An 18,561-nucleotide genomic window follows, 5' to 3' on the forward strand; every position below is an offset into this window, starting at 1 on the left:
TTTCAGAGGCGGCTGGAGAGATCATCCAGAGCCGCGCGTAAATCCGTGAACTGGAAAGTGAAACCCGCTTCCAGCAAGCGTGCCGGCACCGCCTTCTGGCCGCCGAGCAACAACAAAGACATCTCACCGAGGCCGACTTTCAGTGCCAGTGTCGGCATCGGCATGAACGCCGGGCGGTGCAACACGCTGCCCAGCGTTTTGGCAAATTCGCGATTGCGCACAGGTTTCGGCGCGCACGCATTATAAGGACCACGGGCCTGATCACGATGCAGAAGAAAATCAATCAGGGCGATTTGATCGTTGATATGAATCCACGGCATCCACTGTCGGCCATTGCCCAAAGGCCCGCCGAGCCCGAGTTTGAATGGCAGCAACAGCCGCGACAAAAAGCCGCCCTCGGCCGACAGCACCAGACCGGTTCGCACCAGCACCACACGGATGCCTTGCGCCTCGGCACGTTGCGCGGTTTCTTCCCAGGCGATGCACAACTGGCTGGCGAAATCGTCGATCACTGGCGGCGAATCCTCAGTCAATTCGCGCTCACCGCCATCGCCATACCAGCCAATGGCTGATCCGGAGATCAACAACGGCGGCTTCTGTGCGCGCGTGTCGAGCCAGGTCAACAGGGTTTCCGTGAGCGTGATACGGCTGCTCCACAGCAACGCTTTGCGTCGATGGGTCCACGGCCGATCGGCAATCGGCGCACCGGCCAGATTGATGATCGCGTCCACAGGCTCATCGCCAAGGTCTTGCAGACGCGCAATACCCCGCACCTGCGCACCACAGATTTTCGCGACTTTCTCCGGTTTGCGGCTCCACACCGTCAAGCGATGCCCCTGCTCCAACCAGTGTCGGCAGAGCGCACGTCCGATCAAACCAGTACCGCCGGTCAGCAATATGTGCATGACATCTTCCTCGCGTGGCGTTTAACCCGGATCACTAGTCTATTTTTATAAGCAGGGATCTTTTCTATCGGGCAGGCTCTATTGTTTAACCATAGGCCAAGCTGTCAGATCGAGAACGCTAGAAGTTATACCAAAAAACAAAATTGTACAGGTTTCATCCACGGCGTAGTCTGTACAGAAAGGTAAACGAGGCCCCTATGACTGTACCTATCGCAATCATTGGCACCGGCATCGCCGGACTTTCCGCCGCCCAGGCTCTGACAGAGACCGGGCATACCGTGCAATTGTTCGATAAAAGTCGCGGCAGCGGCGGGCGCATGTCGAGCAAACGCAGTGACGCCGGTTCGCTGGACATGGGCGCGCAATATTTCACCGCGCGTGATCGGCGCTTCGTCACCGAAGTGCAGCGTTGGCAAAGCCTGGGCTGGGTCGCCGAGTGGACACCGCAGCTCTACACGTATCAGGGCGGGCAACTGAATCTGTCGCCGGACGAGCAGACGCGCTGGGTCGGTACACCGCGCATGAGCGCCATCACTCGTGGACTGCTCGATGGCCTGGAAGTGCACTTTGCCTGCCGCATCACCGAGGTCTTTCGCGGTGAAGAGCACTGGCACTTGCAGGACGCCGAAGGCTTCACCCATGGCCCGTTCAGTCACGTGGTGATCGCCACGCCGGCCCCTCAAGCGACAGCCTTGCTGGCCGCTGCCCCGAAACTTGCCGGGGCCGCCGCCGGGGTAAAAATGGACCCGACCTGGGCTGTCGCCCTCGCCTTCGATACACCGCTGGATACGCCCCTTGAAGGCTGCTTCGTGCAGGACAGTCCGCTCGACTGGCTGGCACGCAACCGCAGCAAACCCGGACGTGACAACACACTCGACACCTGGGTGCTGCATGCGAGCAGCGCGTGGAGCCGGCAGCACATCGACCTGTCCAAGGAAGCTGTGATCGAGCAACTGCACGGAGCTTTTGCCGAATTGCTGCACAGCGCCATGCCCGCGCCAACCTTCAGCCTCGCCCACCGCTGGCTCTACGCACGTCCGGCGACGGGCCACGAATGGGGCACCCTGGCCGATGCCGATCTGGGTTTGTATGCCTGCGGCGACTGGTGCCTGTCGGGCCGCGTCGAAGGCGCTTGGCTCAGTGGCCAGGAAGCAGCGCGACGCTTGCACGAACACCTGCAATGAACCGCATCAATCCGCGTAAATTGCTGCTGTCGAAATGGACAGCAGCCCACCCGCAGAATCGTGAAAAACACTTTCTGGTGACCGAACTGTTCCGAGATGAGGAAGGTACGGTGCTGGAAGTCGAATTGCAGGCGGTGTTGACCAAGCGTGCTGAACGACTTGATTGGCAAGCGCTACAAAACAGCACTCACTGGAAAATCGGTTGGCTCATGTAGGAGCTGCCGAAGGCTGCGATCTTTTGATTTTGCTTTACAACCACAACATCAAAAGATCGCAGCCTTCGGCAGCTCCTACAGAAAGTTGTACAAATGATTTGACTTGTACACCTTTGAATCTATGCTAAGCCAATGTTGTACAGAGATTGATCTCTGTATAGGTATAGATTCGAGGTGCCCATGTCTGACTCTTGCGCAGCCAAACCCAAAATCGCCATCAGCGCCTGCCTGCTGGGCGCCGAGGTGCGCTACAACGGTGGACACAAGGAATCCCGCCTGTGCAGCCGCACCCTCACCGAGCATTTCGATTTCGTTCCGGTGTGTCCGGAAGTCGCGATCGGTATGGGCATCCCGCGCGAGCCGATCCGCCTTGTCGGCGAGGCCGAGCATCCGCAAGCGGTCGGCACGGTAAACCCGTCGATCAACGTCACTCAGCCATTGGCCGAGTACGGCACAAAAATGGCCGCCGAGCTGAATGACATCTGCGGCTACATCTTCATGCAGCAGTCGCCGTCCTGCGGCCTCGAGCGGGTCAAGGTCTACCACACCAACGGCGCCCCGGTGAACGGCGGTGGGCGCGGGATTTACGCCCAGGCGTTCTGCGCACAGCACCCGGATCTGCCCGTAGAAGAAGCCGGTCGCCTCAACGATCCGGTACTGCGTGAGAACTTCATCACCCGTGTGTTCGCTTACAGCGAATGGCAACAGGTCCTCGCCAATGGCCTGAGCCGTCGCGCCCTCACCGAATTCCATTCGCGCTATAAATACTTGCTGATGGCGCACAACCCACTGCAATACAAAACGCTGGGCAAGTTGTTGGGCAATATGGCCGACACCGATCCCGCCGAACTCGGCCCGCGCTATTTCAGCGAACTGATGGCCGCCCTGAAGAAATGTGCCACGCGCGGCACTCACAGCAATGTCCTGCTGCACATCAGCGGTTATCTGAAGCAGGCGATCAGCGCCGAAGACAAACAGGAAATGCAACACGTCATCGGCCAATACCGCCAGGGCATCGTGCCGCTGGTGGTGCCGTTGACGCTGCTCAAGCATCACTTTCGCCTCCATCCGGATTCGTACATCGCGCAACAGGTTTACCTGCAACCGCACCCGGAAAACCTCAGCCTGCGAAACGCAATCTAATGAACGACAAAATGGATACCAGCGCCCAGGAAGACCTTGGCGCGGATTTTAAGAAAGCCCTCGACGAGGGCTGGCTGCCGATTCGCGAAGTCGCGCGGCAGACCGGCGTCAACGCGATCACCCTGCGCGCGTGGGAGCGCCGCTACGGGCTGGTCGTGCCGCAACGCACGCCCAAGGGCCACCGACTGTATTCGGCCGAACACGTGCAGCAGATTCTGACCATCCTCACCTGGCTCAACCGTGGTGTTGCCGTCAGTCAGGTCAAACCGCTGCTCGACGCACCACAAGCGTTCAGCGAATCGGTGGAAAACGACTGGCAGCGTTTGCGCCAGACATTGCTGGCGGCCGTCACGCAGCTCAATGAACGCAGCCTCGACGACAGCGTCAATCAGGCCATGGCGCTCTACCCGCCACGCACGCTGTGCGAGCAATTGCTGATGCCGCTGCTGGCGGAACTGGAGCAGCGCTGGCAAGGCCAGTTCGGCGCGCAGATGGAGCGGGTGTTCTTTTATTCGTGGCTACGCAGCAAATTCGGCACACGCATCTACCATAACAATCGTCAGCTGCATGGCGCCCCGCTGTTGTTGATCAATCATTCCGACCTGCCACTGGAACCTCATCTGTGGCTGTGCGCATGGCTGATCAGCAGCGCCGATTGTCCGGTGCAAGTGTTTGACTGGCCGCTGCCGGCCACCGAACTGGCGCTGGCGGTCGAACACCTGCAGGCCCGTGGCGTACTGCTCTATTCCAGCAAAGCCATGAACCTTGCGCAGTTGCCCAAGCTGCTGAACGGAGTCAGTTGCCCAAAAATGCTGGTCGGACCAACGGTATGCATCCACCACGCCGAGTTGTCCGTAAAAACCTCCGAGATGGCTGATGTGTTCCTGGCGGAAGACGCGCTTCTTGCGCACCAGGAACTCGTTCAGCGTGGGCTGATTTAATGGACGCCGTGAGTGCCGACATGCAATTGATCTGGCTGCGCAGCGACTTGCGCCAACATGACAACACCGCCCTCGCGGCCGCCGCAGCGCGCGGCCCGACAGTCGCCGTGTACCTGTTGAGTCCGCAGCAGTGGCTGGAACATGACGATGCGCCGTGCAAGGTCGACTTCTGGTTGCGCAACCTCGATGAGCTGAGCAAAAGCCTCGCCGCGTTGAATATTCCGTTGCTGATCCGTACTGCCGCGCATTGGGATCAAGCCCCAGCGGAACTGCTCAAGCTCTGTCGGCAACTGAAGATCGAAGCCGTCCACGTCAACGAAGAATATGGCGTCCATGAAAGCCGTCGCGATGCAGCGGTGGCGGACACGCTGCAGGCCGAGGGCATCACGTTTCACAGCTACCTCGATCAGTTGCTGTTCAAACCGGGCAGCGTGCTGACCAAGACCGAGAGTTACTTCAAGGTGTTCAGCCAGTTCCGCAAAGTCTGTTATGAACGCTTGCACCGCTCGATGCCTGCGTTGGTCAAGGCCCCAGGCAAACAGGCAAAACTTGCCATCGACAGCGACCCGATTCCCGACTCCGTCAAAGGCTTCGCCACACCGAGCCAATCCCTGCGCGATCTGTGGCCGGCCGGTGAACAGGAAGCCCGGCGCCGTCTCGATACCTTCACCGACGCGCAGATCGACTATTACCAAAGCGAACGCGACTTCCCGGCCAAGCCCGGCACCAGCCAACTCTCGGCGTATCTCGCCGCCGGGGTGATTTCCCCGCGCCAATGCCTGCACGCCGCCCTGCAAAGCAATCAGGGCGAATTCGAAAGCGGCAAGGTCGGTGCGGTTACCTGGATCAATGAGCTGCTGTGGCGCGAGTTCTACAAACACATTCTGGTCGGCTATCCACGGGTCTCGCGGCACCGCGCGTTTCGCCCGGAAACCGAAGCGCTGGCGTGGCGTGATGCACCGGACGATCTCGCCGCGTGGCAAGAGGCGCGCACCGGTCTGCCGATCATCGACGCGGCCATGCGCCAATTGCTCGAAACCGGCTGGATGCACAATCGCCTGCGCATGATCGTGGCGATGTTCCTGACCAAAAACCTGCTGATCGACTGGCGCGAAGGCGAGCGTTTTTTCATGCGTCACCTGATTGATGGCGACTTGGCGGCGAACAACGGCGGCTGGCAATGGAGCTCGTCGACGGGCACCGATTCGGCGCCGTACTTTCGTATCTTCAATCCTTTGAGCCAGTCGGAAAAGTTCGACAGCGAAGGCCTGTTCATTAAGCACTGGCTACCGGAACTGGCGGCTCTCAACAAGAAAGAAGTGCACAACCCGGCCGACGTCGGTGGTTTGTTCGGCGCGGCTGACTACCCGTCGCCGATCGTCAACCTCAGCACTTCGCGCCAGCGCGCATTGGCCGCCTTCAAGAACCTGCCTTCGCGTACGTCTACCGGAGGCGATGATGAGTGAATTCCTGCGCCGCTTCGCCCGGCAATTTTCAGCGTTGAACAAAGACAACCTGCAAAACCTCGGCGAGCTGTACAGCGATGACATTCATTTCACCGACCCGCTGCACGAGGTGCAAGGGTTGGCGCAATTGCGCGACTACTTTGGCGAGTTGTACGCCAACGTCAGCGAACTGCGTTTCGATTTTCATGGTTTTGACCAGATCGGCGACTGCGAAGGCTACCTGCGCTGGGTCATGAGTTATCGCCATCCGCGCCTGGCGGGTGGCCGTGTGATTCGTGTCAGCGGCTGCTCGCATCTGCTGTGGCACGACAAGGTTTATCGCCATCGGGATTATTTCGATGCCGGGGCGCTGCTGTATGAGCATTTACCAGTATTGGGCCGGGTCATTGCCTGGCTGAAAAGGAGAATGGGATGAGTCGTACACCTCCACGGCGCTATTGGTTGACCGGGGCCAGCAGTGGCATCGGCGCCGCGCTGGCTGAAGAGATCCTGAAAACCGGTGCGCACCTGGCGGTCAGTTCCCGTCAGATCGCCCCGCTCAAGGTCTTGTCGCAACGCTATCCGGGACAAGTTCTGGTGGTGCCGGGGGACCTGACCAACAGCCAGACGGTTCGCGAAATCGGCGAGCAGATCGCCACGGACTGGGGTTCGCTGGATTCGGTGATTCTCAACGCCGGCACCTGCGAGTACGTCGATGCCAAGCAGTTCGACGCCTCGATCATCGAGCATGTGGTGCGCACCAACCTGCTCGCCAGCAGCTACTGCATCGAGGCCGCCCTGCCGCTGTTGCGCAAAGGCACCGCGCCGCACTTGGTCGGCATGGCCAGTTCGGTGACCTATCTGCCGTTGCCACGGGCCGAAGCCTACGGCGCCTCGAAGGCCGGTTTGCGTTACCTGTTCGAATCGCTGCGCATCGATCTCGCCGACGAAGGCATTGAAGTCACAGTCATCAGCCCCGGTTTTGTGGAAACCCCGCTGACCGCCAAAAACGATTTCCCCATGCCTTTGAGCTGGCCTGTGGACAAAGCCGCGCGGCATATCTTCGCCAAGCTCAAGGAGCGGCCGCTGGAGATCGCTTTTCCGGCGCTGTTCATGGCCGCGCTCTGGCCGCTGTCGAAACTGCCGGCACGCGTGCAACTGGCCATCGGCAAGCGCATGGTGCGCAAGTCGCCTCCGCTGACGGATCCGACATGAAAATTGCCATCGTCGGCAGCGGCATCGCCGGGCTTACCTGCGCCTACCTGCTCAATCGCCGCCATGAAGTCACGGTATTCGAGGCGGGCGACTGGGTCGGTGGCCACACGCACACCGTGCCGGTGACCGTCGATGGCCGTCAATATGCCGTGGACACCGGTTTCATCGTCTTCAACGACTGGACCTATCCGAACTTTATCCGCCTGCTCGACCAGCTTGGCGTGGCGTTCAAGCCGACGGAAATGAGTTTCTCGGTGACCGACCCGGACACCGGCCTGGAATACAACGGCAATAACCTCAACAGCCTCTTCGCCCAGCGCAGCAATCTGTTGTCGCCGGGGTTCTGGGGCATGTTGCGCGACATCCTGCGCTTCAACAAAGAAGCCCAGCGCGACCTCGTCGAACTGCGCATTGCCGCCGACACCACCCTCGACGAATACCTCAAGGCTGGCGGCTACGGCGAACGTTTCATCCTGCATTACATCGTGCCGATGGGCTCGGCAATCTGGTCGATGCCGATGGCGGAAATGCTCAACTTCCCCCTGCAGTTTTTTGTGCGGTTCTTCAAGAATCACGGGCTGTTGTCAGTCAGTGATCGGCCGCAATGGCAAGTCATCGAAGGCGGCTCGAGTGCTTACATCGCGCCACTGACGGCCGCGTTCAAGGACAGGATTCGGCTCAATTGTCCGGTCACCCGGGTCGATCGCGATGTGCATGGCGTAGTTATCCACAGCCCGGCAGGCCTTGAGCATTTCGATCGGGTGGTGTTCGCCTGTCACAGCGACCAGGCGCTGAAACTGCTGGCGGTGCCCAGCGTTGCCGAACGCGCGATCCTCGGTGCGCTGCCCTATGCCGACAACGAAGTGGTGCTGCACACCGATACCCGTTTGCTGCCGACGCGCAAACTGGCCTGGGCCAGTTGGAACTATCGGCTCAGCGGCGCCGGCCACACCCACGCCGCTGTCACCTATGACATGAACATTCTGCAGGGCATTCAGAGCGACACCACGTTCTGCGTCAGCCTCAATCAGAGTGCCGGCATCAGCTCCGACAAAGTGCTCGCCCGCTACACCTACGCCCACCCGCAGTTCAGCCTCGCAGCCGTGGCGGCGCAGCAGCGCTGGGGCGAACTGGATGGCGCGCAGCACACGCATTATTGCGGCGCTTACTGGGCCAACGGGTTTCATGAGGACGGTGTCGTCAGTGCCTTGCGCGTGGCCGCCGCGTTCGGGGAAAGCTTATGAACAGCGCCCTGTATAGCGGCTGGATCGGCCATCGGCGTTTTTCGCCGCGCCGCCATGAATTCCGTTACCGGATCGGCTTGCTCTACCTCGATCTCAGCGAACAGGACGCGGTACTTGCACTGTCGCCGCTGGCCGGGCGCAGCCGTTTTGCGCCGTTTTCATTTCGCGAGACGGACTACCTCAAGACGTTTACCAGCCGTGGCATGCGCCTGATCGATGCCGTGCGTCAGCAGGTCGGCATCGCCATCGGCCACGAACCGCAAGGCTCGATTTGCTTGCTGACTCAGGCGCGCAGTTGGGGGCTGTCGTTCAACCCGGTGAGTTTCTTTTACTGCCATGAGGCGGACGGGCAACTGGCGGCGATCGTCTGTGAAGTCACCAACACGCCGTGGGGCGAGCGCTATCACTATGTGTTGCCGGCGCGCCCGCCGGTCAATCTGCAGGACTTCCATCAGCATTTTGCCGTGGCCAAAGCCTTTCACGTTTCGCCGTTCCTGCCGCGCGATCTCGAATACCGCATGAGCTTCAGCCCCGCCGCGCAAAAACTCGGCGTGCACATGGCTGACTGGCAGGGCGAGCACAAACTGTTCGACGCGACGCTCAATCTGCAACGCGAAAGCCTCGACCGGCGCAGCCTGCATCGTTACCTGCGGCGCTTTCCGTGGATGACCGCGAAGACCGCCCTGGCCATTTACTGGCAAGCGCTGCGACTGCTGCTCAAACGCGCACCGATTTTTGCTCATCAGACTGCCGACGGCAGTTTTCAAACCGCCACTGTGCCTCCCAAGGAGCACCGCCATGAAATCCTCTAGTCTGTCGGTCAGTCGGCTCAGCACCAACGGTTTGACCGGGTCGCTGCTGCGCCGTGGCGTGCTGCGCCAATTGGCTCAGTTGAAAAACGGCCAACTGCTGGTGGTCGAGGACGGCGAACGCCTGATGTTCGGTACCCCGGGCAGTGCTTTGCTCGGGGAAATCCATGTGCTCGATCCGGCCGTCTGGGGCATGGTTGCCGGGAACGGTTCGATTGGTGCTGGCGAGGCCTTTATCCACGGCTATTGGAATTCGCCGGATCTGACGGCCGTGGTCCGCGTGTTCGTCAGCAACCTCGACGTGCTCGATGCCATGGAGGGCGGTCTGGCCCGCCTCAGCCGGCCGTTGGTGCAAGGTCTGCACTGGCTGAATCGCAACACGCGCAAGGGTTCGCAGAAGAACATCGCCGCACACTACGACCTTGGCAACGACCTGTTCGAGCAGTTTCTCGACCCGACCATGATGTATTCCGCAGCGCAATTCCTGACCCCGGAAGACAGCCTCGAACAGGCACAACTGAACAAACTGGAGCGGATCTGTCAGAAGCTCGCGCTACAACCCAGCGACCATTTGCTGGAGATCGGCACCGGCTGGGGCAGCATGGCGCTGTATGCCGCGCAACATTACGGCTGCCGCGTAACCACCACGACCCTGTCGAAAGAGCAGTACGCGTTTACCGCGCAACGCATCGAACAACTGGGTTTGCAGGATCGCGTCACGCTGTTGCTCAAGGACTACCGCGACCTGACCGGCGAATACGACAAACTGGTGTCGATCGAGATGATCGAAGCCGTCGGCCACCGCTTCCTGCCGACCTACTTCAAACAGTGCGCGCAGTTACTCAAGAGCAACGGCCTGATGTTGATCCAGGCGATCACCATCCGCGAGCAGCGTTACGAACAGGCCAAGCGCGGCGTCGATTTCATCCAGCGCTACATCTTCCCCGGCGGCGCCCTGCCCTGCGTGCAGAAAATGCTCGAAGTGGTCGGCCGCGACACCGACATGAACCTGCTGCACATGGAAGATTTCGGCCTGCACTACGCCCGTACCCTGCGCCTGTGGCACGAGAACTTCCGCCGCGCCCATGGCCGCTTGAGCGAACTGGGCTATGACGATTATTTCCTGCGGCTGTGGGAGTTTTACCTGTGTTACTGCGAGGGCGGTTTCCTCGAGCGCACCATCGGCACCGCGCAGTTGCTATTGGCCAAACCCGCCGCAATGACTGCGCCGCTGCTCGGACGCTTCGATGCTTGAGCGTGTCGCCAATGCCGTACTGTTCCAGATCGGCTGGCTGACCTGCGTGCTCGGCGGCAACAGTTTGTGGTTGCTGGTCGCGCTGGCGGTGCTGGTGATCCATCTGCGCTGGATCAGCAGTTGGGCGGCTGAGGGTCGTTTGATGCTCAGCGTGGTGATTGTCGGCACCGCTGTCGACAGTGTGTTGCGTGGTGCCGGGGTGTTCGCGTTTCAGGACCAGTCGCCGCTAATTCCGTTATGGCTGATGTTGCTCTGGGCATTGTTGGCGACCACCTTGCGCCATTGCCTGGCTTGGAGCGCGCGGCCCTGGTGGCTGGCGAGCTTACTCGGCGCTGTCGGCGGCGCGCTGTCGTATTACGCTGGCGGGCGCCTGGCCGGGGTGCAATTTCCCTATGGCGAACTGCCGACACTGATCGGCATCGGCCTGCTCTGGGCGTTGTTGTTTCCGTTGCTGCATGGGATGGCTCGGCGGCTGGCTCACTGAGCGTCTGTCAGACCTTTCACACGCACAGCAGCGACTGCCTTACACTGCCGCCATGAAGACCATTCCCCACCAACAAATCACGGAACCGGCGGTCACTTGTTCGACCTGCGCGGCGTGCTGCTGCCAGCTCGAAGTGATGTTGATCACCGACACCGGCGTGCCAGATCGCTTTATCGATACCGATGAGTGGGGTGGTGAAGTGATGCTGCGTCTGGACGACGGCTGGTGCGCGGCGCTGGATCGCGACACGATGATGTGCACGATCTATGAGAAACGCCCGCTGATCTGCCGCGAGTTCGAGATGGGCGCGCCCGAGTGCATTGAAGAGCGCAAAGGCATCACGACTGCCTACCGCTGATTTAAAGCAAAAGATCGCAGCCTTCGGCAGCTCCTACAGGAGAAATCATTCCCATGTAGGAGCTGCCGAAGGCTGCGATCTTTTGATCTTTTTTAGAGCGGCATTGTGTAATGCAGCGAGTAACTTTCTACCCCGTCGTTGTCACTGGCCAGACCGGCGTTGGAATAGTGCGTCGCACGAATCCCGACTTCATGTCCGCCATTGAAACGCAGACCAAAACCGAAGCGGTCTTCGAACTGGAAAGAGCCGCCGAGATTGTTGGATTCGTACTTGGTATTGGAGAACGCCGCGACACCAATCCCCGCCTCCACATACGGTTTGACCGATTGACCGGCAAACTCGTAAACAAATACCGGCGAGAACGACAGACTGTTATTACTGGAGGTCTTGTCGCCTTCCCAGTAGGTGTAAGCCCCGCTCCAGTAACCGGTCAGACGACCGACGTCACTTTGCAGCCAGCTCTTGTCCCAGTCGAAATTCATGCCCAGGCGGTACGTCATGGTCGAGTCGCTGGTAGCCCCCACCGCAAACTCAACACCGGCCGCTTGTGCAGTAAAACTTTGCCCCATCAGTGCGGCCGCAATCGCGGCCAAGCAGAATAGTCGCTTCACGTTGAAACTTCCTTTTCCGGAACGATCGTTTGGTTTTCTAGATAACTCATCGCTATAGAAGCTAGCGCCTGCTCAGAAGTTCAGCTGAAGTTTTAGTTATTTCACAATTTTTTTACAAGCTGAAGTTTTGCACTTCGTCGGCACTCTGGCCCAATAGCGGCAGGATTTTTTTCAAGTACGCAGGATCGGCGCTGGTCCAGAATCTGACCGCCTGGTTCGGACCGGCCGCGAGCAAATCGCGCTCCGCCAAAAGCCGCTGAAGTTGCCGCGCTACGGCTGCGCCAGTATCGATCAGGCTGATGTCCGCGGGGATCATCGACTTGAGCATCGGCTTGAGAAAGGGATAGTGGGTGCAGCCCAAAATGATCGTGTCGCAACCACTGGCCAACAGCGGGTCGACATAGCCTTGCAGCAACTGGCGCAACTCGGCGCTGTGCAAATCGCCGCTTTCAATCAGCTCGACCAGACCGGGACATGGCTGAGTAATCACGCGCACGTCGGTGGCAAAGCGATCAAGCAGTGCGGCGAACTTGGCGCTCTGCAATGTGCCGGTGGTGGCGAGCACGCCGACCACTCCGCTGCGGGTCGCGGCAGCGGCAGGTTTGACCGCAGGCTCCATGCCAACAAGCGGCCAGTCAGGGAAATCACGGCGTAGATCGGCGACACCCGCGACCGTCGCGGTGTTGCACGCGATGACCAACGCCTTGGCACCCTGCTCACGGAAAAAACCGGCCATCACGCTGCAGCGCTGACGGATGAATTCCGGAGTTTTCTCACCGTAGGGAATGTGCCCGCAATCGGCGACATAGAGCAACGTTTCATTGGGCAGCAAACGCTGGATTTCCGCCAGCACCGACAAGCCGCCGACACCGGAGTCGAACACGCCGATCGGCGCTTCACGCATGGCGCGGACCACAGACGCTGCAGCCTGGATCACGCTTGACCCGCAACTCACGGAAACGCGAACCGAGGGCATCGATCAACAGCAAACGGCCCACCAGCGGCTCACCGAAACCGACCAAGACCTTCAAGGCTTCCAGTGCTTGCAAGCTGCCGACCAGACCGACCAGCGGCCCGACCACACCGGCTTCGCTGCAAGTCAGTTCGGCTTCGCTGCCGTGCCCGTATAAACAGTGGTAACACGGACTCTCGGCACGACGAGGGTCGAACACCGACAACTGCCCTTCCAGCCGAATCGCCGCGCCGCTGACCAAAGGTTTGCACGCCGCCACACACGCAGCATTGACCGCTTCGCGGGTGGAAAAATTATCGGAACAGTCGAGCACCAGATCCACCGCCGCCATGGCAGCCGCGAGAGAATCCTCGTCCAGCGCCTGACGATGAGCGATCAATTGAATCTCGGGATTGATCGCGCCCAGACGCTTGAGCGCCGAGTCGACCTTGCTCATGCCGACGCTGTCGGTGTCATGAATGATCTGGCGTTGCAGGTTGGTCAGGTCGACCGTATCGAAATCCGCCAGATGCAATTCACCGACACCCGCCGCCGCCAGATACAACGCCACCGGAGCGCCGAGACCGCCGAGGCCGACGATCAGTACGCGACTGTCCTTGAGCTTCAATTGCCCGTCGATGTCGATGTGTTGCAGCAGAATCTGCCGGCTATAGCGCAGCAATTCCTGATCATTCAGCACGGCAGGCGCCCCAGACTGATGCGTTGATGACCGCCCAGATCGGTGCGGCTGTGGACTTCTTCAAAACCGCGCGTGAGCAGCAGATCGCGCACGGCTTCGGCTTGATCATAGCCGTGTTCAAGCATCAGCCAGCCAGCGGCCTCCAGATGTTCCGGGGCCTGCGCAACGATCAAACGCAGATCATCGAGTCCATCCTCACCGGCGACCAATGCACTGGTCGGCTCGAAGCGCACATCGCCTTCGACCAGATGCGGATCGGCCGCGGCAATGTATGGCGGGTTACTGATGATCAATTGAAAACGCTGGCCCTCCAGCGCACTGAACCAGTGGCTGCTCAACACGGTGGCGTTGTTCAAATGCAGACGCTGACGATTGCGTTCGGCAAGTGCGACAGCTTCCAGCACACGATCCACGGCAGTGACTTTCCACGCTGGGCGTTCGCTGGCCAAGGCCAACGCAATTGCGCCACTGCCAGTGCCGAGGTCGAGCACTTTGGCCGGCGTCGCGGGGAGCAACTCCAGCGCCGCTTCCACCAGCAATTCAGTGTCAGGACGCGGGATCAGCGTGTGCGGCGCGACTTCAAGATCGAGTTTCCAGAAGCCTTGCTGCCCGAGAATATAAGCCACCGGCTCACCGCTACGGCGGCGTTGCAAGTATTCGGCAAAAGTCAGTGCTGCTTCACTCGGCACGATGCGCTCGGGCCAGGTGTGCAGAAAACTGCGCGATTTGCCCAGTGCAGCGGCAAGGAGCAACTCGGCATCCAGACGCGCAGTCGGTGAATCCGGCAATTCAGCGGCACGCAACAGGCTGGCAATGATGGTCATTTATTCACCTATCGCTGCGAGTTGGTCAGCCTGGTATTCGGCCAGCAATGGCTCGATCACCGCTTCAACGCCACCGGCAAGAATCTCGTCAAGGGAGTACAGGGTCAGGTTGACGCGATGGTCGGTGACCCGGCCCTGAGCAAAGTTGTAGGTGCGAATTCGCTCGGAACGGTCGCCCGAACCAACCAGCAATTTACGCTCGCTGGCGATCGCGTTGGCCGCCGCTGCGGTTTGCTGATCGTTGAGTTTGGCCGACAGCCAGGCCATCGCCCGAGCGCGGTTCTTGTGCTGGGAACGTTCTTCCTGACACTCGACGACGGTGCCGGTCGGTATGTGCGTGATGCGGATCGCCGAGTCGGTGGTGTTGACGTGCTGACCACCGGCCCCGGAGGAACGGAACGTGTCGACGCGCAAATCCGCCGGGTTGATCTCGATGGCTTCGCGCTCGTCCGGCTCGGGCAATACCGCCACGGTGCAGGCCGAGGTGTGGATACGGCCCTGGGATTCGGTAGCAGGCACGCGCTGTACGCGGTGCGCACCGGATTCGAATTTCAGCTTGCCGTAAACGTTGTCGCCTTCGATGCGGGCGATGACTTCTTTATAGCCACCGTGTTCGCCTTCGTTTTCCGACAGGATCTCGACACGCCAGCCGCGACGCTCGGCGTAACGCGAGTACATGCGGAACAGGTCGCCGGAGAAGATCGCCGCCTCGTCGCCACCGGTGCCGGCACGGATTTCGAGAAAGACGTTACGGCCGTCATTGGGATCCTTGGGCAGCAACATGCGTTGCAGGTCGGCTTCCAGGGTTATCAGCAATTCCTTGGCTTCGCGGACTTCTTCCACGGCCATTTCACGCATGTCCGGGTCGCTGTCCTTGAGCAGCGCCTGCGCGCCTTCAAGATCGCTTTGTACGCTGAGCAGCTTTTTATAGCCTTGAACCACCGGCTCGAGTTCAGCGTATTCCTTGGAATAAGCGCGGAATTTGGCCTGATCGGCAATGACTTCGCCGTCGCCGAGCAGCGCGGTCAGTTCCTCGAAACGGTCCTGGAGGATGTCCAGCTTATTGAGCAGTGACGCTTTCATTGCGGTTTTTTATCCGAAAAGCTATCCGGTGAGCCCTCGAGGGCAAAGAGTTCCTGGGCCATGGCCAGCGCATCGAGGCGGCCTTCGGCAGAAAGCTTTTTCAGTTGCACACTGGGCGCATGCAACAGTTTATTGGTCAGGCCACGGGCCAGTTGCCCGAGCACGTCTTCGGCGTTGCCGCCATTGGCCAGCAGGCGCAGGGCTTTTTGCAGCTCCTCGTCGCGCAGGCGTTCGCTCTGTTGACGATAGGCCTTGAGCACATCGACCGCCGCCAGCTCACGCAGGCGCACCATGAAATCGTCAGCGCCGACCGAGACCATCTCTTCGGCGGCTTGTGCTGCGCCTTGGCGGCTCTTGAGGTTTTCGGCGACCACTTCGTGGAGATCGTCAACGCTGTAGAGGTAAACGTCGTCCAACTCGCCGACTTCCGGCTCGATATCCCGGGGAACGGCGATGTCGACCATAAAGATCGGTTTGTGCTTGCGCAGTTTCAATGCGCTTTCCACCGCGCCCTTGCCAAGAATCGGCAACTGACTGGCGGTTGAACTGATGACGATATCGCTGCGCACCAGTTCGGCCGGGATGTCCGAGAGCAACACCGCGTGAGCACCGAACTGCTCGGCCAGCAGGCTGGCACGTTCCAGTGTGCGGTTAGCGACGACGATGCGCTTGACCCCCAGCTCGTGCAAATGGCGGGCGACCAAAGTGATGGTCTCGCCGGCGCCGATCAACAGAGCCTGACTGCGCTGCAAATCACTGAAAATCTGCTTGGCCAGGCTGACGGCGGCAAACGCCACCGATACCGGGTTTTCACCGATGGCGGTGTCGGTGCGCACCTGTTTGGCGGCATTGAAGGTTGCCTGAAACAGTCGCCCCAGCAACGGCCCGATGGTGCCGGCCTCGCGGGCCACGGCGTAGGCCGATTTCATCTGGCCAAGAATCTGCGGCTCGCCCAGCACCAGCGAGTCGAGCCCGGAGGCGACGCGCATCATGTGACGAACTGCCGCATCATCTTCATGCACATAAGCACTCGCGCGCAGCTCATCGAGGCTTAAATGGTGATAGTCGGCCAGCCAGCGCAGCACGATATCGGCAGAAAGCTGATCCTGTTCTATATAAAGCTCACTGCGATTGCAGGTCGAGAGGATCGCAGCTTCGCGGCTGTCGGTGAGTCGGCAGAGCTGCTGCAAGGCCTCAACAAGCTGCTCAGGCGTAAAGGCCACGCGCTCGCGGACGTCTACTGAAGCAGTCTTGTGGTTGATACCGAGTGCAAGGAAGGCCATTCAAGGTCGCTGATGGTGACGTGAAGCCGGCAATTGTCCACCTTCGAAAGATTCAGAACAACTACCGCTGACTATTGTCCCAATCGTCAGCCCCTATAATGGGCACAATTGAGACTCGGTTATGTTTGGCCGAAGGCTTGTGTCATGATGATCCGACCGCAGGTTAGTCGTCCTCTTCCTATATGAATAGATCTTCCGCGTTGCTCCTCGCTTTTGTCTTCCTCAGCGGCTGCCAGGCCTTGGCGCCCGTTTCGCCGGACGGTACGCCGTCGGTCGAAGACACCACGCCCGCGCCTGAAAAGCCCAAGGTTTACAGCTCGTTCAGCGAGGAAACCGTTTTCAGCCTGTTGAGCGCCGAACTCGCCGGCCAGCGCAATCGTTTCGATATTGCCCTGGATAACTACGTGACCCAGGCCATCAACACCCAGGATCCGGGTGTCTCCGAGCGTGCGTTCCGTATCGCCGAATATCTGGGCGCCGATCAACCGGCCCTCGATACCGCGCTGATCTGGGCGAAAAACGCCCCGGACGACCTCGAAGCGCAACGCGCCGCCGCCGTGCAACTGGCGCGCGCCGGGCGTTATGACGACTCGATGGTCTATATGGAGAAAGTCCTGCAGGGCAAGGGCGATACCCATTTCGATTTCCTCGCGCTGTCGGCCGCCGATACCGATCAGGAAACCCGTAACGGCCTGATGAAAAGTTTCGACCGTTTGTTGCAGCGCCATCCGAACAACAGCCAGCTGATTTTCGGCAAGGCCCTGCTCCTGCAACAGGACGGTGACAACAAAGCCGCTTTGGCATTGCTCGAAGACCACCCGCCGGAAGAAGGCGAGATCGCGCCGATTCTGCTGCGCGCGCGCCTGCTGCAATTGCTGAACCGTGGCGACGAAGCGCTGCCCCTGCTGCAAAAAAGCATCAAGAAGTACCCGGACGACAAGCGCCTGCGCCTGACTTACGCGCGCATGCTGGTTGAGCAGGACCGCATGGACGACGCCAAGGCCGAGTTCTCCAGCCTGGTTCAGCAATACCCGGAAGACGACGAACTGCGTTACTCGCTGGCTCTGGTCTGCCTGGAAGCCAAGGCTTGGGACGAGGCCAAGGGTTATCTGGAAGATTTGATCGCCCGCGAAAGTCACGTCGATTCGGCGCACCTGAACCTCGGTCGCATCGCTGAAGAGCGCAACGACCCGCAAGGCGCCCTTATCGAATACGCCCAGGTTGGCCCGGGCAATGATTATCTGCCGGCGCAATTGCGTCAGGCCGATATCCTGATGAACAACGGCAAGACCGCTGAAGCGCAAAGCAAACTCGCCGCCCAGCGCGACGAGCAACCGGATTACGCGATTCAGCTCTATCTGATCGAATCGGAAACCCTGTCGGCCAACAAACAGGACGACAAGGCCTGGAAAGTCTTGCAACACGCCTTGCAGCAATACCCAGACGACCTGAATCTGCTCTACACCCGGGCGATGCTCGCGGAAAAACGCAATGACCTGGCGCAGATGGAAAAAGACCTGCGCCTGATCATCAAGCGCGATCCGGACAACGCCATGGCGCTCAACGCTTTGGGCTACACCCTGTCCGACCGCACCACTCGCTACGCTGAAGCGAAAGCGCTGATCGAGCAGGCGCACCAGATCAACCCGGAAGACCCGGCCGTACTCGACAGCCTCGGCTGGGTGAATTACCGCATGGGCAATCTGGACGACGCCGAGAAGTATCTGCGTCAGGCGCTGGAGCGTTTCCCTGATCACGAAGTCGCCGCGCACCTCGGTGAAGTCTTGTGGACCAAGGGCAACCAGCGTGAAGCCAAACAAATCTGGGGCAAATTCCTCAAGGATCAGCCCGACAGCACCATTCTGCGCAGCACCATCAAGCGCCTGACCGGATCCGAGACTCTTTAACCC

The 18,561-nt window shown here is 60.0% G+C and carries 20 protein-coding genes; 13 read left to right on the forward strand and 7 right to left on the reverse strand.

Translation table 11 applies throughout. The annotated features are described in order from the left end of the window. Positions 1-2: 2 nt before the first annotated feature. On the reverse strand, positions 3-905 hold the full coding sequence (locus H8F23_RS26800) for a TIGR01777 family oxidoreductase (protein ID WP_194936373.1): 903 nt from the start codon (positions 903-905) through the stop codon (positions 3-5). Between the two features lie 197 nt (positions 906-1,102). On the opposite strand from H8F23_RS26800, the gene H8F23_RS26805 reads away from it, so the two are divergent. The 12 genes from H8F23_RS26805 to H8F23_RS26860 all read left to right on the forward strand — a co-directional run bounded on the left by H8F23_RS26805 (position 1,103) and on the right by H8F23_RS26860 (position 11,198). Further along, positions 1,103-2,089: an NAD(P)/FAD-dependent oxidoreductase gene (locus H8F23_RS26805; protein WP_099757164.1), complete on the forward strand. Its 987-nt coding sequence runs from the start codon at positions 1,103-1,105 to the stop codon at positions 2,087-2,089. After that, positions 2,086-2,304, forward strand: coding sequence for a TIGR02450 family Trp-rich protein (locus tag H8F23_RS26810; RefSeq protein WP_194936374.1), 219 nt, complete (start codon positions 2,086-2,088; stop codon positions 2,302-2,304). Before H8F23_RS26805 ends, H8F23_RS26810 begins: the two co-directional genes overlap by 4 nt. Positions 2,305-2,484: 180 nt before the next feature. After that, positions 2,485-3,447: a YbgA family protein gene (locus H8F23_RS26815; protein WP_093441378.1), complete on the forward strand. Its 963-nt coding sequence runs from the start codon at positions 2,485-2,487 to the stop codon at positions 3,445-3,447. Next, a complete protein-coding gene (locus tag H8F23_RS26820) occupies positions 3,447-4,388 on the forward strand; it encodes a MerR family transcriptional regulator (RefSeq protein ID WP_093441383.1) in 942 nt (313 codons plus the stop codon). Before H8F23_RS26815 ends, H8F23_RS26820 begins: the two co-directional genes overlap by 1 nt. Before the next feature lie 20 nt (positions 4,389-4,408). Beyond that, the gene (phrB, locus tag H8F23_RS26825; protein WP_194936375.1) at positions 4,409-5,854 is read left to right on the forward strand and encodes a deoxyribodipyrimidine photo-lyase; all 1,446 of its coding nucleotides are present in this window, start codon (positions 4,409-4,411) and stop codon (positions 5,852-5,854) included. Further along, a complete protein-coding gene (locus H8F23_RS26830) occupies positions 5,847-6,269 on the forward strand; it encodes a nuclear transport factor 2 family protein (RefSeq protein ID WP_093441392.1) in 423 nt (140 codons plus the stop codon). Before phrB ends, H8F23_RS26830 begins: the two co-directional genes overlap by 8 nt. Continuing rightward, the gene (locus H8F23_RS26835) at positions 6,266-7,048 is read left to right on the forward strand and encodes an SDR family NAD(P)-dependent oxidoreductase (RefSeq protein ID WP_194936376.1); all 783 of its coding nucleotides are present in this window, start codon (positions 6,266-6,268) and stop codon (positions 7,046-7,048) included. Before H8F23_RS26830 ends, H8F23_RS26835 begins: the two co-directional genes overlap by 4 nt. Then, positions 7,045-8,292, forward strand: a complete 1,248-nt coding sequence (locus H8F23_RS26840; protein ID WP_194936377.1) for an NAD(P)/FAD-dependent oxidoreductase — start codon at positions 7,045-7,047, stop codon at positions 8,290-8,292. Before H8F23_RS26835 ends, H8F23_RS26840 begins: the two co-directional genes overlap by 4 nt. Continuing rightward, entirely contained in the window at positions 8,289-9,104 is an 816-nt protein-coding gene (locus H8F23_RS26845; protein WP_194936378.1) for a DUF1365 domain-containing protein, read from the forward strand. Before H8F23_RS26840 ends, H8F23_RS26845 begins: the two co-directional genes overlap by 4 nt. Further along, positions 9,091-10,356, forward strand: coding sequence for an SAM-dependent methyltransferase (locus tag H8F23_RS26850; protein WP_194936379.1), 1,266 nt, complete (start codon positions 9,091-9,093; stop codon positions 10,354-10,356). The genes H8F23_RS26845 and H8F23_RS26850 overlap by 14 nt, the downstream gene beginning before the upstream one ends. Then, a complete protein-coding gene (locus H8F23_RS26855) occupies positions 10,349-10,840 on the forward strand; it encodes a DUF2878 domain-containing protein (protein WP_194936380.1) in 492 nt (163 codons plus the stop codon). The genes H8F23_RS26850 and H8F23_RS26855 overlap by 8 nt, the downstream gene beginning before the upstream one ends. Positions 10,841-10,892: 52 nt before the next feature. Further along, positions 10,893-11,198, forward strand: coding sequence for a YkgJ family cysteine cluster protein (locus H8F23_RS26860; RefSeq protein ID WP_077574517.1), 306 nt, complete (start codon positions 10,893-10,895; stop codon positions 11,196-11,198). A gap of 92 nt (positions 11,199-11,290) precedes the next feature. Here the strand turns inward: H8F23_RS26860 and H8F23_RS26865 are convergent, their stop codons facing one another. The 6 genes from H8F23_RS26865 to hemA all read right to left on the reverse strand — a co-directional run bounded on the left by H8F23_RS26865 (position 11,291) and on the right by hemA (position 16,651). Then, positions 11,291-11,809 carry an acyloxyacyl hydrolase gene (locus H8F23_RS26865; protein ID WP_093441419.1) on the reverse strand — a complete coding sequence of 173 codons (519 nt, stop codon included), beginning with the start codon at positions 11,807-11,809 and terminating at the stop codon, positions 11,291-11,293. A gap of 112 nt (positions 11,810-11,921) precedes the next feature. Beyond that, positions 11,922-12,713 carry a glutamate racemase gene (gene murI, locus H8F23_RS26870; RefSeq protein ID WP_194936381.1) on the reverse strand — a complete coding sequence of 264 codons (792 nt, stop codon included), beginning with the start codon at positions 12,711-12,713 and terminating at the stop codon, positions 11,922-11,924. Further along, positions 12,706-13,461 carry a molybdopterin-synthase adenylyltransferase MoeB gene (locus H8F23_RS26875; protein WP_194936382.1) on the reverse strand — a complete coding sequence of 252 codons (756 nt, stop codon included), beginning with the start codon at positions 13,459-13,461 and terminating at the stop codon, positions 12,706-12,708. Before H8F23_RS26875 ends, murI begins: the two co-directional genes overlap by 8 nt. After that, complete coding sequence (gene prmC / locus H8F23_RS26880) at positions 13,455-14,285, reverse strand: peptide chain release factor N(5)-glutamine methyltransferase (RefSeq protein ID WP_093441428.1); 831 nt, start codon at positions 14,283-14,285, stop codon at positions 13,455-13,457. The genes H8F23_RS26875 and prmC overlap by 7 nt, the downstream gene beginning before the upstream one ends. After that, positions 14,286-15,368 (reverse strand): peptide chain release factor 1, encoded by a 1,083-nt coding sequence (gene prfA, locus H8F23_RS26885; protein WP_095050606.1) that lies wholly within the window; start codon positions 15,366-15,368, stop codon positions 14,286-14,288. It abuts the gene before it with no gap. Then, a complete protein-coding gene (hemA, locus tag H8F23_RS26890) occupies positions 15,365-16,651 on the reverse strand; it encodes a glutamyl-tRNA reductase (RefSeq protein ID WP_007951716.1) in 1,287 nt (428 codons plus the stop codon). The genes prfA and hemA overlap by 4 nt, the downstream gene beginning before the upstream one ends. Positions 16,652-16,833: 182 nt before the next feature. Here hemA and H8F23_RS26895 point away from each other — a divergent pair, with 182 nt between their 5' ends. Further along, positions 16,834-18,558 carry a tetratricopeptide repeat protein gene (locus H8F23_RS26895; protein ID WP_093441433.1) on the forward strand — a complete coding sequence of 575 codons (1,725 nt, stop codon included), beginning with the start codon at positions 16,834-16,836 and terminating at the stop codon, positions 18,556-18,558. The last annotated feature ends 3 nt before the right edge of the window (positions 18,559-18,561 follow it).

The sequence above is a fragment of the Pseudomonas neuropathica genome (assembly GCF_015461835.1).
GTDB classification, from domain to species: domain Bacteria; phylum Pseudomonadota; class Gammaproteobacteria; order Pseudomonadales; family Pseudomonadaceae; genus Aquipseudomonas; species Aquipseudomonas neuropathica.